Source organism: Amycolatopsis sp., assembly GCF_035276945.1.
GTDB lineage: Bacteria > Actinomycetota > Actinomycetes > Mycobacteriales > Pseudonocardiaceae > Amycolatopsis_E.
The window spans coordinates 46,558-61,433 of record NZ_DATELF010000115.1; the positions used below are offsets into that span (position 1 = coordinate 46,558).

Sequence of the window (14,876 nt, forward strand, 5' to 3'; positions counted from 1 at the left end):
TCCGGTGTCAGCGGCTTCGGTGGCGCGCTGACTGAATGGAACGGAGGGACGATGTTGCCGCCCATCGAGGACGACAAGTCCGCTATCCGGATGTTGGTGGAGAACTGGGCTCTGTGGCGTGACGCCGGCGACTGGGAACGGTTCGCCACGGTATGGCATCCGACCGACGGATGGATGACGGCGACCTGGTTCCAAGGAGCGGCGTCGGACTTCATCGCGGTCAGCCGCGAGGCTTTCGACCGTGGGGTGAACATCCTGCATTTCCTGGGCGGCCACACCTCCGACGTCGTCGGCGACCGCGCGATCGCCCAGACCAAGATGACGATCAACCAGCGAGCCGACCTCGACGGCGTCACGGTCGACGTCGTGTGTACCGGCCGGTTCTTCGACTTCTGCGCTCGGCACGAGGGTGCGTGGAAGATCGTCCGCCGCCAGCCGATCTACGAGAAGGACCGGCTCGACGTCGTGGATCCGGCCACGACCGTCTCCCTCGATCCGGAGCTGCTCGCACGCTTCCCGGCCGGCTACCGCCACCTGGGCTACCTGCAGACGAAGGCCGGGTTCACGGTCAAGCCGGGGCTGCCCGGCCTGACCGGCGAAGCGGTGGAGCACCTCTACGACGAGGGTGCGAAATGGCTTGCCGGCTCCCCCAGCCCCGGGAACCCCCGCTGATTCCGGCGCGGCTCGGCATTCACCGGACCACTTACTGAACACCGGTGAGCTGGGCGCTGATGACCGGTTGCGGCCGCTGCTGGCACAGCGCCCGGGCGATGCCGAAGGCGGCGGCGCGCACCGCCGGGCTCCACGTGCGCGGCGGCACCTCGCCGGCGGGCATGACCACCGAGATCGCCGCGACGGCCTCCCGCCCAGGACCGGGGATCGCGGCGGCGCACGACACCGCGCCGACGCTCATCTCCTCGTTCGCCAGGGCGAACCCGCGACGGCGTGTTTCGGCGAGCTCGCGGCGGAGCGCCCGCGCCGATGTCAGGGTCGACGGGGTGTAGGCCGGCAACCGGCGAGCCAGAATGCGCTCCTGCGTTTCGGCCGGGGAGGAAGCCAGCAGCGCCTTCCCCACCGCGCTCGCGTACAGCGGCAGCCTCCCGCCGACCCGGCCGATCGTGCCCACCGCGTGGGCCGCGGAGATCTTCTCGATGAGGAGGGCGTCGGCACCGTCCATGACCGCGAGCTGGACGTGCTGGCGGGTCAGGTCGAACAGGCCATGCAGGAAGGGCATGGCCGTTTCGCGCAGGCCGTAGTTGCGTCGTGACCGGGCGGCGATCTCCCAGAGCCGGATGCCCACGGCGTAGTTGCCCTCGGGAGTGCGCTCGAGCCCGCCCCACGTCACGAGCTCGCGGGCGATCCGGTGCACCGTACTCGACGGCAAGCCGGTGGCTCGCGCGAGATCGGACAACGACAGGCTGACCCTGTTGCCCGCGAAGGCGTCGAGGATCATCGACGCCTTCGTGACGACGGTCCGGCCGGGAACTTCATTGTTTCCTGACACCGTGCCACCTCCAAATCACTCTGCCACCTCCACATCACCGTGCCACCTCCAACGCACCTCCGTTTGTATCAGGTCGCTTGACACTTGAGAAGCAGGAACCTTCCCACTGGACGGGACGCTGGTGTCGGTGCGCACAACCACGAGCGCATGGTGACGGCGATTGCTCGATGGGGGCCCGACGAGGAGCCCCGGCCAGTGAGAACAGCGAGGTTGACTGGTGACCACAACGATGAGAGCGGCTCGCATGCACCACATCGGCGAGCCCATGGTGCTGGAGGACGTGCCCAGGCCGGTCGCGAGCGGATCCGACGTCGTCGTGCGTGTCGAGGCGTGCAACATCGTGCCGAACCTGGCCAACATCCTGGCCAACTGGACCACCTGGTTCCCCCAGAACCCGCTGCCGGCCCTGCCGGCGATCTTCGGCCTCGACCCGACCGGCGTGGTCGAGCAGGTCGGCCCGGATGTGCACACGTTCGCCCCCGGTGACCGGGTGTACGTCAACCCTGGCCGGCACTGCGGCGGATGCCCCGCCTGCCGCCGCGGGGAGCACATCGACTGCGAGAGCTACGCGTTCGCCGGTTACTTCGGCTTCACCGCCACAGCCACGCGGCTGCTCGACCGCTATCCCTACGGCGGCCTCGCCGAGTACCTGCTGGCTCCGGAATACAGCCTGGTCAGGCTACCGGAGTCGATCAGCTTCGAGCACGGTGCCCGCTTCGGTTACCTCGGCACCGGGTACGCCGCGCTACGCAAAGCACGGGTCGGGTCGGACACGACCGTGCTCATCAACGGCATCTCCGGCACCCTCGGGCTCGGCGTCGCCCTCTTCGCACTGGCGCTGGGCGCACCCAGGATCCTCGGTACCGGCCGCAACCGGGAATTGCTGGCACGGGTCGAAGCGCTGGGTCCGGGACGGATCGAGACGCACTCGACGCTGGACGGGCCCATCGACGCCTGGGTCAGGTCGACCGCGGGGCGGGGCGTGGACACCTACATCGACGCGCTGGGCCCCGGAGCCCCCCACGAGGCCATGATGCAGGGCATGGCTTCGCTGCGCCGCGGGGGCCGGGCCGTCGATATCGGCGCGACCGCCGGGATGGTGCCCTTCGATGTGCACCACATGATGGACCAGCAGCTGACCTTCCAGGGCTCGGTGTGGTTCACCGCCGGCGAGGGCCAGCAGATGGCCCGGCTCGCCGACCGGGGACAGCTCGACCTGTCGGTGTTCGAGAACATCGTCTTTCCGCTGGAGAAGGTCAACGACGCGATCTCCGGCCTGGAGAACCGCAATGGCGGGTTCAGCAACTTCGTGGTCAGCCCGCGGGCCGGCTGACCGGCGCGACCCGATCCGGGGTGGTGTCACCGATCAGGACCGGGCTTCCGCGGGCCGCCGGGGGCCCGCGGCAGCCCGGTCCTGGGTGAGCGAGTCCGAGCACTTGCGGAGCAGGCGAGCCACCGCCTTCCGCTCGGCCGGGGACAGGCCCGCGAACATCTTTCGCTCGAGCTCGTCGGCACGTTCCTCGCACTGACGCAGGCATTCACGCCCGTGCTCGGTCAGGAAGATCCGCAGTTGCCTGCGGTGGTGCGGGGCGGCTTCCCGCCGGATCAGGTTTTTGCGTTCCATGGCGCTCACCATCTGGTTCATCGCCTGGGCGGAAATGAACGACAGCCGGGCGAGCTCGGCGGACGACAGACCCGGTTTGAGGTCCAGCGAGCTGAGCGCGGCGTACTGCGGCGTGGTGAGACCGATCTCCATCGTCGCCTCGTCGAGGTAGGAGCGCACGGCCTGCTCCAGGCGCTTGACGAGGTAGGTGACGCGGGGACGCGCGCCCGGGGGCGCCGCGGCAGCGGAGGTAGCCATGGTTGACAGAGTATCAAGAACCTTGATACAAGTCTCAGTGTCAGGGTTCCTGATCCAGGGAGCACGAGGAGCATGAGCAGTCACTACCGCAGCAACGTCCGGGACATGGAGTTCGTCCTGTTCGAACTGCTGGACGCGGCCGAGCGCTACGGCCGGCCCCCGTTCGGGGAACTGGACGACGACGCCGCTCGCAGTGTTCTCGCCGAGGCGGAGCGCTACGCGACGGCCAAGCTGGCACCGTCCTTCAGCGACGTGGATCGCGAGCCGCTGTCCTTCGATCCGGAGACACACTCGGTCCGCCTGCCGAAGGCGTTCCGCGAGGCCGCCGCCGACTACATGGAGTCCGGGTGGCTCGACCTGGAGTTCCCCCCGCAGAGCCCGGACGAAGCGGCGGTCCCGCATTCGCTCCGGTGGTGCGTGACCGAGCTGATGCTCGGGGCCAACCCGCCGATCCCGATGGGGGTCAACGTCGTGCCGCAGGTGGTGCGCCTGCTCGAAACCGAGGGAACCGACGAACAGAAGCGCCTGGCGCGGCTCATCCGGGACAAGCACTGGATGGCTACGATGGTGCTCACCGAGCCCGACGCCGGATCGGACGTCGGAGCGGCCAGAGCCCGGGCTTACCCACAGCCCGACGGTTCCTGGCATCTCGAGGGAGTCAAGCGCTTCATCACCTACGGCGACAACGACCTCGCCGAGAACATCGTCCACATGGTGCTCGCCAGGCCGGTGGGAGTCGAGGGTGCCGGCGGACCCGGGACCCGAGGCCTCTCCCTGTTCGTGGTCCCGAAGTTCCATGTCGACCTGGACACGGGTGAGTCCCTTGGCCGCAACGGCGTGTACGTCACCGGCCTCGAGCACAAGCTCGGCCTCACCGCCAACCCCACCTGCGAACTGACCTTCGGCGACGGCTCCCCCGCCGTCGGCTGGCTCCTGGGTGACCGCCACGCCGGGATCGCGCAAATGTTCGAAATCATCAAGCAGATCCGGATGCTGGTCGGAGTCAAGGCGATGGCCACCCTGTCCACCGGGTACCTCAACGCCCTCGACTACGCGAAATCGCGCGTGCAGGGTGTCCCGGTCGCCCCGGCTCCCGGCCGGCCGCCGGCACCCGTCGCGATCGTCGAGCACCCGGACGTCCGCCGGTCGCTGCTGAGCCAGAAGGCGCACGCCGAGGGCATGCGGGCCCTGATCCTGTACGCCGCCACCCAGCAGGACCGGGTACAGGAATCGCAGCACACCGGCACGATCGACATGGTGGCCGACGCCCGGCACCAGCTGCTGCTGCCGGTCATCAAGGGTTACTGCTCCGAGGTCGCATGGCGGTTGCTCGGTAGTGAGTCCCTGCAGATCTTCGGCGGGTCCGGATACCTCAAGGACTACCCGCTGGAGCAGTACGTGCGCGACACGAAGGTCGACACCCTGTACGAAGGGACCACCGGCATCCAGGGCCTGGATCTGGTCGGCCGGAAGATCGTGCGCGACGAACGGGCCGCTCTCGACGGCCTGCTTGCCGAGATCGCGGGGACCGTCGACGCCGTGACGACCGAGGACCTCGCGGTCGAGCGCGACCTGCTGCGCACCGCGCTCGCGGACTTCGACGAACTGGCCACCCTCGTGGTCGGCCGCTGGACCTCGCCGGACGAGCGTGCGGTGGCCGCGCAGGACTGTACGCGCCTGCTGCTGTGCCTGGGCGAACTCGTGATCGGCTGGCTCGCGCTGCTCGGCTGTGTCGCGGCGCGAGCCAAACTCGACACCGTCACCGACCGCGAACGCGCCTTCTACCTGGGCAAGATCGCGAGTGGACGGTGGTTCCTCCGCAACGTCCTGCCGAACATCACCGCGGTCCTGACGAGCGCCCGCAACAGCACCACACGCTTCGTCGAACTGCCCGTGTCCGCTCTCTGATCGTTTCCTCCAACCTCCCCCAACGTACTCCCCCAACGCAATGGAGCGTCCCATGACCGGTAGGTCGAGCCCGCGGCTCAGCCTCGATCCCGAGACGACGGCCCTCGTCAACGTCCACTGGCAACGCGACATCGTCACCCGTGACGGAGCGTTCGGCCCCTTCTTCGCGAACGAGGTCGAAACCCGGAACGTGGTCAAGCACGCCGCGCAGGTCCTCGCCGTGGCACGCGACCACGGCGCGATGGTGGTCCACGCCCGGGCCGCCTTCCGTCCCGGCTACCCGGAGCTGATCCGCAACTGCGCGCTGTACGAACAAGTCGCCGCCAGCCAGTGCCTGCAGGAGGGCACTCCGGGCGCCGAGATCATCCCCGAGCTGACAGCACGGGCCGACGAGCCCGTCGTGACGCACGGGCGTATTTCGGCCTTCCAGGGCACCGAACTCGACCTCATGCTCCGCGCCAGGGGCATCACCCACGTCCTCGTCACCGGCGTCGCCACCAACGTGACGGTCGAGGGCACCGCCCGCGACGCGGTCGGACTGGGTTACCGGACCATCCTGGTGGCCGACGCCTGCTCCGCCGCCGACCATGCCGCTCACGAAGCGACGCTGGCCACGTTCCAGCTACTCGGGTCCACCGCGGACTCGGACGAACTCGCGCCCGCCTTCAAGCGCGATTGACCGAACCAACGAGGAGAACGCTTCCCATGACCACAGAAACGACGACCACGCCGCACCATCTGCCCGGCGGCGACACCGTCCGCGTCGAGATCGACGACGACCACGGGATCGGCTGGGTGTACTTCAACCGCCCCGAAAAGCGCAACGCCATGAACCCCAAGCTCAACTTCGAGATGTTCGAGGTTCTCGACGCACTCGAGGGCGAGGACCGGGTCAAGGTCGTCGTGCTGACCGGCACCGGCGCCGCATGGTCGGCCGGGATGGATCTCAAGGAGTACTTCCGGGAGACCGACGGCAAGCCGCGCTGGGTACAGCACCGGGTGCGCGGCCAGGGCACGAACTGGCAGCACCGGAAGCTTCTGAACTACCCGAAGCCCACGATCGCCATGGTCAACGGATGGTGCTTCGGCGGCGCGTTCATTCCCCTGGTCGCCTGCGACCTGGCGATCGCCTCCGTCGACGCCCAGTTCGGCCTGTCCGAGGTCAACTGGGGCGTGACCCCCGGCAACCTCGTCACCCGCGCCCTCGCCGAGGTGATACCCACCCGCGACGCGATGTACCACATCATGACCGGCAAGCCCTTCGACGGCCGCAAGGCCGAGCAGATGCGCCTGGTCAACGAAGCCGTACCGGCGGAGCAGTTGCGCGAGCGCACCATCGAGATCGCCGGCGAGCTCAGCAGCCTCAGCCAATGGGTGGTGCACGGAACGAAGATGGGCTTCCGGCACTCCCGCCTCATGTCCTGGGAGGCCGCCGAGGACTTCCTCTACGCCAAGCACGACCAGGCGATCCTGTTCGACGAACAGGCTCGTGCCAAGGGCATGCAGGGCTTCCTCGACGACAAGACCTACCGCCCGGGCCTCGGGACCCACGAAGGCTAGGAGAACACCGTGAACGGAAACGTCCGCAGCGTCGAGCTGCTCATCAACGGTCAGTGGGGTCCGGCGAGCACCGGGAACACCATGACGACCACCAGTGCCGCCGGTCAGCCGGTCGCGCGCGTGGCCGCCGCCGGGATCGACGACGTCGATCGGGCCGTCGCGGCCGCCGCCGAGGCCGCCGGCGAGTGGGGTTCTGCCAGCCCGGCCCGGCGCCGGGAGGTTCTGGAGCGGGCGGCGACCGTGCTGTCCGAGCGCAGCGCCGGCATCGCCGAGCTCATGTCGCGCGAGATGGGCGCCGCGGCGGGATGGTGCCACTTCAACGTGCACGTCGCGGTCGGCATGTTCAAGGAGGCGGCGGCCCAGACGTACTCCATGGTCGGCGAGGTCATCCCGTCCGACGTGCCCGGCCTGACCGCGCTCGGTGTCCGGCAGCCGGCAGGCGTGACCGTCGGCATCGCGCCGTGGAACGCACCGCTGATCCTCGGGGTCCGTGCCGTGGCGATGCCGCTCGCCTACGGGAACCCGGTCATCCTCAAGGCCTCCGAACAAACACCCGGCACGCAGGCCGAAATCGCGCGTGCCCTGCACGACGCGGGCGTCCCGGCCGGCGTCATCGGCCTCATCACCAACGCCCCCGACGACGCGCCCCGGATCGTCGAGCGCCTCGTGGCCCACCCGGACGTGCGGCGCGTCAACTTCACCGGATCGACCCGCGTCGGCCGCATCATCGGTGAGCTGGCCGGCAAACACCTCAAGCGCGTGGTGCTCGAACTCGGCGGAAAGGCACCGCTGCTGGTTCTCCGCGACGCGCCTCTCGACGACGCCGTGGCCGCGGCCGCCTTCGGCGCGTTCATGAACCAGGGCCAGATCTGCATGTCCACCGAGCGAATCGTCGCCGCCACCGAGATTCTCGACGAGTTCTCCCGGAAGCTCGCCGACCACGCCGCCTCGCTCACGGTCGGCGACCCGGCGGACCCCGGCACCCAGATCGGGCCGATGGTCCACGCGCAAGCCGCCGATCACGTGGAGGCACTGATCGAGGACGCGGTCGGCCTCGGGGCCGAGATCCTCACCGGCGGGAAGCGCGACGGGCTCTTCGTCCAGCCCACCGTGCTGCGCGGCGTCACGTCCAAAATGCGGATCTACCACGAGGAGTCGTTCGGTCCCGTCGCCTCGATCATCGAAGCGGACTCCGAAGACAGCGCGGTCGACATCGCCAACGACACTCCCTACGGGCTGTCGAGTGCGATCTTCAGCTCCGACGTCGCGCATGCCCTCGAGCTGGCCAAGCGGATCAGGTCCGGGATCTGCCACATCAACGGGGCAACCGTGCACGACGAGCCGCAGATGCCGTTCGGCGGTGTGGGCGACAGCGGTTTCGGCCGGTTCGGCTCCCGTGCCGCGCTCGAGGAGTTCACCGAACTGCGGTGGATCACCCTGCAAGCCGGCAGCCGCCATTACCCCATCTGACCGGGAGAGTACGACCAGCATGGAAACGTGGGGACTCAGGTACGGCGAGCTCGTCGAGCGGCGAGCCGAGCGCCAGCCTCACCTGCCCGCGATCGTCTTCGAGGGCGCCACGCTCACCTACGCGGACCTGGCCGAACGCATCCGGCGTTTCGCCGCGTTGCTGGGCGCACGGGGCGTCGGCCGCGGGGACCGGGTTCTCTGTGTCAGCGAGAACCGGCCCGAGATGCTCGTCGCGGCTTACGCCTGCTCGCGGGTCGGCGCCGCCTTCGTGCCCGTGAACGTCGCCTCGACACTCGACGAGCTGCGTTTCTTTCTGGCCGATGCGGCGCCGTCGGTGGTCTGCGCCGGCACCGACGCGGACACCGTCCGGTCGGGTTCGCTGCCGGACCTGCCGCCGGTGGTCGAGTTCGACGAATGGCTGCGCGAGCCCGCGGACGCCCACCTCCAGCCGCTGGCGGAGGTGGGCCCCGACGACGTCGCGGTCATCTGCTACACGTCGGGGACGACGGGCAAGCCCAAGGGAGTGGCGCTCACCCACTCCTCGCTCCACTGGAACAGCATCAACACCCTGCTCGGCCTGGACATCGCCACCGACGATGTCGCGCTGGTCAACGCGCCGCTGTTCCACACCGGCACCCTGAACATGCTCGCGGCGAACACCCTCTACAAGGGCGCCACCCTTGTCGTGCAACGGAAGTTCGACCCGCGGGCATGCCTGTCCGCCATCGAGAACGAAGGCGTGACCATCACGTTCGCGGTGCCCACCATGCTGACGCTCCTCGAACGCTCGCCCGAGTTCGACAAGGCCAGGATCGCCACGCTGCGCTGGATCCTCAGCGGTGGCGCTCCCCTGCCGCCCGACGTCGCCACCCGGTGGTCGGCGATGGGCGTCCCGGTGATCGCCAGCTTCGGGCTCAGCGAGGCAGGCCCGTCGGTCACCTTCCGGCGGCGCGACGAGGTCGCCCGCAAGGCGGTCTCGTCCGGCCCGCCGGCACCACTGACCGATGTCCGCGTGGTGGACGAGTCCGGCCGGCCGGTCCCGGACGGCGAGACCGGGGAAATCTTCGTGACGGGCCCGCACGTCGCCGCCGGGTACTGGAACCGTCCGGACGCCACCCGCGACACCTTCCGCCCCGAGGGTCTGCGCACCGGCGACCGCGGGTACTTCGACCCGGACGGAGACCTCGTGATCGTCGGCCGCAGCAAGGACACGATCATCACCGGCGGCGAGAACGTCGATCCGGTCGAGGTCGAACTGGCCATCCTGCGGCACCCGGCCGTCGCCGAAGCGGTCGTCGTCGGCATACCCGACCCGGTATGGGGCGAACTCGTCACCCTCGTCGTCGTCCCGGTGCCCGGCGAGTCCCTTCAGCTGGAGGAAGCGCGGTCCTACCTGGCCGAGCACATAGCGAAATACAAGCTCCCCCGGCGAATCGCGGTATGGGAAAGCCTCCCCAGGAACCCGGTCGGCAAGATCCGCCGAAACGACATCCAGACCACACTGCGCTCCGAACGGAACCCGACTTCCTGACCGCTTGGACCCTCGGGAGAGCAGGTCCGAAACGCACTGCGCGCAGGGATGGAGTGCTTCCGACGCGTCAGGCCGTCAGCGTCCACCCAACGGAACCCGATGCTGGCAGGTCGGCGCCGACTCCGGTTATCAACGACACATACCGCGTCGCGATCCGAGCTGGCCGGCCGGCTCGCGCCCGGTCGCGGCGAAGAGCTGGATGTCGTCTGGAGAGCTGGAGGTTCTCGATGCGAACGTTCGAAACAGACGTCCTCGTGGTCGGCGCCGGGCCCGCCGGTCTGACGTCGTCCGCTCTTTTGAGCATGCTGGGAGTTTCGGCCATCACGCTTTCGAAACATCCCGGCACGGCACCGCAGCCGCGAGCAACGCACACCAACCAGCGAACGGTGGAGATCCTGCGGGATCTCGGCATCGAGGACCGGCTGAACGAGGTCGGCCAACCGCTGAAGACACTGGGCAACAACGTGCTTGCGACCAGTTTTACCGGGCTGGAGATCTTCCGGTACCCGTCGTATGGAACAGGGCCTCGGCTGGCGGACTATGCCGCGGCGAGCCCATGCGAACCCTTCACCGCGGGACAGCACCTGGTCGAGCCGATACTGCTCGACGCGGCCCTCGAGCGCGGCGCCGACATTCGCTTCTCCCATGAGCTCGTCGCCATCGACCAGTCCGACGGCACGGTGCTGGCTCGTGTCCGGACGCGGGACACCATGGAGGAGTACCTGATTCGGGCACGTTACGCGATTGCCGCCGATGGCGGGCGCTCGACGGTGGCCGAGCAGCTCGGTTTCGGTTTCGAGGGGCAAACGGCGCTGAAGCACATGCTCAACGCCTGGATCGAAGTCGACCTGACCGAGTATGCCGCGTACCGGCCCAGCGTCATCTACACCATCCTCCAGCCGGGCGGCGACTCATGGGTGGGCTCGGGAAGCTTCCTCTGCGTGCGTCCGTTCCACGACTGGGTCCTGACCCGGGAGTACGACCCCAACGGGGGTGAGCCGGACACCTCCGATACCGCCTTGATCGAGTTCGCCCGCACGATGATCGGCGACCCGAACGCGGACGTTCGCGTCAAGGGCACCAGCAAGTGGCAGGTCAACAACGTCGTCGCCACCGAGTACCGCCGGGGACGGGTCTTCCTGACGGGCGACGCGGCGCACCGGCATCCACCCTCCGGCGGCCTGGGCAGCAACACCTCGATTCAGGACGCGTACAACCTGGCCTGGAAGCTGGCTTTCGTGTTGTCCGGACATGCCGGCGAGGAGCTGCTCGACAGCTACGACGAGGAACGCCAGCCGGTGGGCAAGCAGGTCGTCGACCGGGCGATTAAGAACCTGAAGAACATGGGAGCCGCCGTGGAGGTACTCGGGCTGCGCCGGGACCGGTCCGCCGAGGAAGCCTGGACGTCACTGAACGAACTGGCCTCCGACGCCGAAGGGGCCGCTGAACGTCGAAAAGCACTCGCCGAAGCGGTCGCGCTCCAGCACTACCGGTCCAACGCGCAGGGCGTGGAACTCGGGCAGCGCTACACCTCGGGCGCAGTGGTCGAGGACGGAACGCCGTTCCCGGCTCCCACCCGCGATGCGGACCTGTACTACCACCCGACCACCCACCCGGGTGCCCACCTTCCGCACGCCTGGGTCGAGCACAGGCGCCGCAAGGTGTCCACCCTCGACCTGGCCGGCCACGGACGTTTCAGCCTGATCACCGGCATCGGCGGGAAGTCATGGGCTCAAGCCGCCGCAGCGGTGAGCGCCGAGCTGGGCATCGAGCTACCCGTGTATGTCGTGGGTTACCGCTGTGAATACGACGACGTGCTCGGCGAGTGGGAGGCGGTTCGGGAAATCGACGACCGCGGCGCCCTGCTGGTTCGTCCGGACCGGTTCATCGCCTGGCGTTCGGCCGGTCGACCCGAGAGCCCCGAAGCGGTCCTGCGCGCGGCCGTACGTCAGGCCCTCAGCCTCGACGGTCGTACCGATGTCACTCGTCAGCTGGTGCCTGCGACGGCCGAGGGGGTCAGCGCCACCTGAGCAGTGCCGGATTTCCAACCACCGTTTCACGTCGTTGTATGGGCCACCGACCGGCCTAGCCAGCCGGAACACCAAACCACGGATCAACTGACAGTCAATCCAAGGTCCAGGACGGAACCGTGACATCGGGCCAGGCCGCCGGAGAACGGCCAGACACCCTATGTACCGCCCACCTTCAGGTAGAGCGAGTTCATCTCGTCGAGCATCGGGTTGGGGCGCCAGGTGATCTCCTGATCGTCCGCGATCGCGATATCGGGGAATCGGTCCAGGATCGCTTCGAGAGCGACCCTGAGTTCGAGCCGGGCGAGAGGTGCCCCCACGCAGAAATGCGGTCCTTTGCCGAACGCGAGGTGCGGTTGCTTGCGGGTGATGTCGAATGCGTCCGGATTCTCGAAGACCCGGTCGTCGTGGTTGGCGGAGGCAGCCAGCAGCGCGACGCGCGCACCCTTCGGGATCGTCACTCCACCAACCACGACGTCCCGCTTGGCGAGCCGGAAGATGCGCTTCAACAGCGTGCGATGACGCAGCATTTCCTCGACCGCACCACCGATGAGACCGCGGTCCGCGCGCAGCATGTCCCACTGATCGCGGTGCGTCAGCAGCGACCGGAGCCCGTTGGTGAGCGCATTGGCGCTCGTTTCGAAGCCGGCGATGACCAGCGTCCACACGTGCTTGAGCGCCTCATGCGTCGATTCGAGAGACCCGTCTTCCCGTCGCGCGTTGACGATCACCGACGTGAAGTCGTCCGTCGGATGGGCCCGGCACTCCTCGACAAACGCGTACACGTACTCGTAGAGGTAGGCACACGTCCGCGCCGCCTTGAGGACCTCCGCCTCGTCCGACAACCCGCCGGCGAGCAGTGCGAACGTCGCCTCAACCCCGCGCTCCAAGAGATCGAACCGATCCGTCGGAATGCCCAGGACTTCACTGAGCGCCGCAAAGGACAGTGGGTATGCCACGTCACCGACAAACTCGACCCTGCCGTCTCGCTCCAGCCGATCGAGCACCGTATCGGCTTTGCGCCGAATTCCCTCCGCCTGGATTTTCACCCGACGCGGTGTGAACGGGCTCTGACCCGAATCCGCGAGTAGGGCGGTGACACGCGTTCGGAGATGGTGATGGGTGCCGCTCTGGCCTGGGATGATGTTGGTTGCGAGGCCGGTTTCATTCCGTTGGAGAGGACACCCATCTGGTGGGCAGTGTAGGTGGTGGTCATCGGAGGCGGCGGCAGGTGCGGGTCGGCGCGCCGGATCCGTCGTTGACGGCGGTGTCGGGGATGGCAGCGGTGACTGAGTTGGTGGATCGTTTGGGGATGATCACGCTGCTGGAGGCGGCGGTCGGCCGGATCAAGCAGCGGTGCCGGGGGTTTGGGGCGGGGGAACTGCTGGTCGGTCTGGCGTCGGCGCAGCTGGCCGGGGAGGATTTCCTGGTGGGCCTGGACCGGCAGCGCGTGGACGTGGCGGGGCAGGAGATCTCGCCGGTGGCGGGGTTGTCCTCGACCACGGCAGGCGGGCTGGCGCGGCGATTCACGGATCCGCAATGGAGGGCTGTAGAAGCCGGGGTGGCGCGGATAACGGAACGGGTGTTTGAGCGGTTGCCGGTGCGGCGGCAGATGCGACTGGCGGAGTCGGTGACGATCGATCTGGATACCACGGACGTTGAGGTATATGGATCGGAGAAGCGCGGGGTTTCCTACAACCATCAGGGGCAGCGAGTGGGGCGCCCGCATGTGGCGTGCTGGGCGGAGATGGAGACCGTGCTGGCGGCGGAGTTGTTCTCCGGCAACGACGATGCTCGCGCGAGCGCGCCCGGCATGCTCAAGCGGGCGTTGACGGGGTTACCGCGCGACGTCCGGCGGGGCCGGGTGCGGCTGCGCGCCGACACGGGGTATTTCGACGGGACGCTGGCCCGGGTGGCGTTTCTGGAGGGCATCGAGTTCGCGATCGGCGCGAAACGGATCGCGCCGATGTGGCGGCTGCTGTCAGGCCTGTCCGAGCAGGACTGGACCGACGCAATCGACATGGACACCGCACAGGTCGCGGTCGCCTCGTATCGGCCAGCCTGGTGGCCGGCGAAGACGGAGATCCTCATCCGCCGGGTCAAGCTCGATATCTCCCAGGTGTCCGCGGATTCCCGGTCGAGGCGGCGCCGTACCCTGCACCCCGAGCAGCGCGCCCTGCCGCTGGATGAGCTCGCCGACGCCGACAGCATCTATGCGTATTCGTTTGTGTGCACCAACATCGACGTGTCCACCCCCGCGAAGGCGGCCGCGGTCGAACACTGGTACCGGCAACGCACCACGATCGAGAACCTCTTCCGGGACAGCAAACACGGGGCCGCGTTGCGTCATTTACCCAGCGGCTACAAGGAAATTAACACAGCGTGGATGCACGGGGCGCTGCTGGCCGCCGACATCGCCGCCTGGCTGCACCAGCTCACCGCCACCGAAAGCCGCGACCGGGACGGGCAAACCCTGATCGGGCATGGGATTCGCGGCGGCAAAGCCATGATCGCCACGCTTCGCCACCGGCTCATCCGCGTCCCCGGACGACTCGTTTCCCATGCAGGACAAGCAATCCTGCGCCTCCCACCCGGCCACGGCCTGCTCGCCGAAATCCTCGCCAGACTCCGGAAAATCCCCGCTACCTGAGCCAGACACCCCGTCACCTGCCGCGCCACGTCCCCGCCACCCGTGACCACGCCCCCCGAGGCCCGACCCGACCCTGCTCCTCACACAAACCCGGCGCACCACCCGGGCCACCAGCACACCCAAAACCCGCCGACAAGATCAACACCACGTCAAAGATCAACTAACCGGGCTTACTCGTAGGAAACGGGTCAGACGTGCGGTAGCCCCGTCCTGCTCGACACGCTCCCTCAGTCGCCGGGCATATGGTCTTGGACGAGGTGACGTAACGCGCGGTTCCCCGGCATCCCAGTCTTGTTCCGGCCAGACCCACCCGTGCGGCAAACCCGCTTGTCGGGCGAGCCGCCGGGTCTGTTTCCATAGAT

The 14,876-nt window shown here is 68.2% G+C and carries 12 protein-coding genes; 9 read left to right on the plus strand and 3 right to left on the minus strand.

Features of this window, described 5'->3' with window-relative positions:
* Positions 1-51: 51 nt before the first annotated feature.
* Entirely contained in the window at positions 52-672 is a 621-nt protein-coding gene (locus VJT49_RS20775; protein ID WP_324166530.1) for a nuclear transport factor 2 family protein, read from the plus strand.
* 31 nt (positions 673-703) lie between these two features.
* Here VJT49_RS20775 and VJT49_RS20780 read toward each other — a convergent pair whose 3' ends face one another.
* Positions 704-1,504 carry an IclR family transcriptional regulator gene (locus tag VJT49_RS20780; protein WP_324166531.1) on the minus strand — a complete coding sequence of 267 codons (801 nt, stop codon included), beginning with the start codon at positions 1,502-1,504 and terminating at the stop codon, positions 704-706.
* A gap of 217 nt (positions 1,505-1,721) precedes the next feature.
* Here VJT49_RS20780 and VJT49_RS20785 point away from each other — a divergent pair, with 217 nt between their 5' ends.
* On the plus strand, positions 1,722-2,837 hold the full coding sequence (locus VJT49_RS20785) for an alcohol dehydrogenase catalytic domain-containing protein (RefSeq protein ID WP_324166532.1): 1,116 nt from the start codon (positions 1,722-1,724) through the stop codon (positions 2,835-2,837).
* A 33-nt stretch (positions 2,838-2,870) separates the two neighbouring features.
* Here the strand turns inward: VJT49_RS20785 and VJT49_RS20790 are convergent, their stop codons facing one another.
* On the minus strand, positions 2,871-3,365 hold the full coding sequence (locus VJT49_RS20790; RefSeq protein WP_324166533.1) for a MarR family transcriptional regulator: 495 nt from the start codon (positions 3,363-3,365) through the stop codon (positions 2,871-2,873).
* A 72-nt stretch (positions 3,366-3,437) separates the two neighbouring features.
* Here VJT49_RS20790 and VJT49_RS20795 point away from each other — a divergent pair, with 72 nt between their 5' ends.
* The 6 genes from VJT49_RS20795 (at position 3,438) to VJT49_RS20820 (ending at position 11,864) form a co-directional block, all read left to right on the plus strand.
* Positions 3,438-5,273, plus strand: coding sequence for an acyl-CoA dehydrogenase (locus VJT49_RS20795; protein WP_324166534.1), 1,836 nt, complete (start codon positions 3,438-3,440; stop codon positions 5,271-5,273).
* A 52-nt stretch (positions 5,274-5,325) separates the two neighbouring features.
* On the plus strand, positions 5,326-5,952 hold the full coding sequence (locus VJT49_RS20800) for an isochorismatase family cysteine hydrolase (protein WP_324166535.1): 627 nt from the start codon (positions 5,326-5,328) through the stop codon (positions 5,950-5,952).
* Between the two features lie 26 nt (positions 5,953-5,978).
* Entirely contained in the window at positions 5,979-6,833 is an 855-nt protein-coding gene (locus VJT49_RS20805) for a p-hydroxycinnamoyl CoA hydratase/lyase (protein ID WP_324166536.1), read from the plus strand.
* Positions 6,834-6,842: 9 nt separating this feature from the next.
* On the plus strand, positions 6,843-8,303 hold the full coding sequence (locus tag VJT49_RS20810; RefSeq protein WP_324166537.1) for an aldehyde dehydrogenase family protein: 1,461 nt from the start codon (positions 6,843-6,845) through the stop codon (positions 8,301-8,303).
* A gap of 19 nt (positions 8,304-8,322) precedes the next feature.
* The gene (locus VJT49_RS20815) at positions 8,323-9,834 is read left to right on the plus strand and encodes a class I adenylate-forming enzyme family protein (protein ID WP_324166538.1); all 1,512 of its coding nucleotides are present in this window, start codon (positions 8,323-8,325) and stop codon (positions 9,832-9,834) included.
* Positions 9,835-10,061: 227 nt separating this feature from the next.
* Positions 10,062-11,864, plus strand: coding sequence for an FAD-dependent monooxygenase (locus tag VJT49_RS20820; protein WP_324166539.1), 1,803 nt, complete (start codon positions 10,062-10,064; stop codon positions 11,862-11,864).
* A gap of 158 nt (positions 11,865-12,022) precedes the next feature.
* Here VJT49_RS20820 and VJT49_RS20825 read toward each other — a convergent pair whose 3' ends face one another.
* Entirely contained in the window at positions 12,023-12,871 is an 849-nt protein-coding gene (locus tag VJT49_RS20825) for a cytochrome P450 (protein ID WP_324166540.1), read from the minus strand.
* A gap of 224 nt (positions 12,872-13,095) precedes the next feature.
* Between VJT49_RS20825 and VJT49_RS20830 the strand changes: the two genes are divergently transcribed.
* Positions 13,096-14,514 (plus strand): IS1380 family transposase, encoded by a 1,419-nt coding sequence (locus tag VJT49_RS20830; RefSeq protein WP_324166577.1) that lies wholly within the window; start codon positions 13,096-13,098, stop codon positions 14,512-14,514.
* The last annotated feature ends 362 nt before the right edge of the window (positions 14,515-14,876 follow it).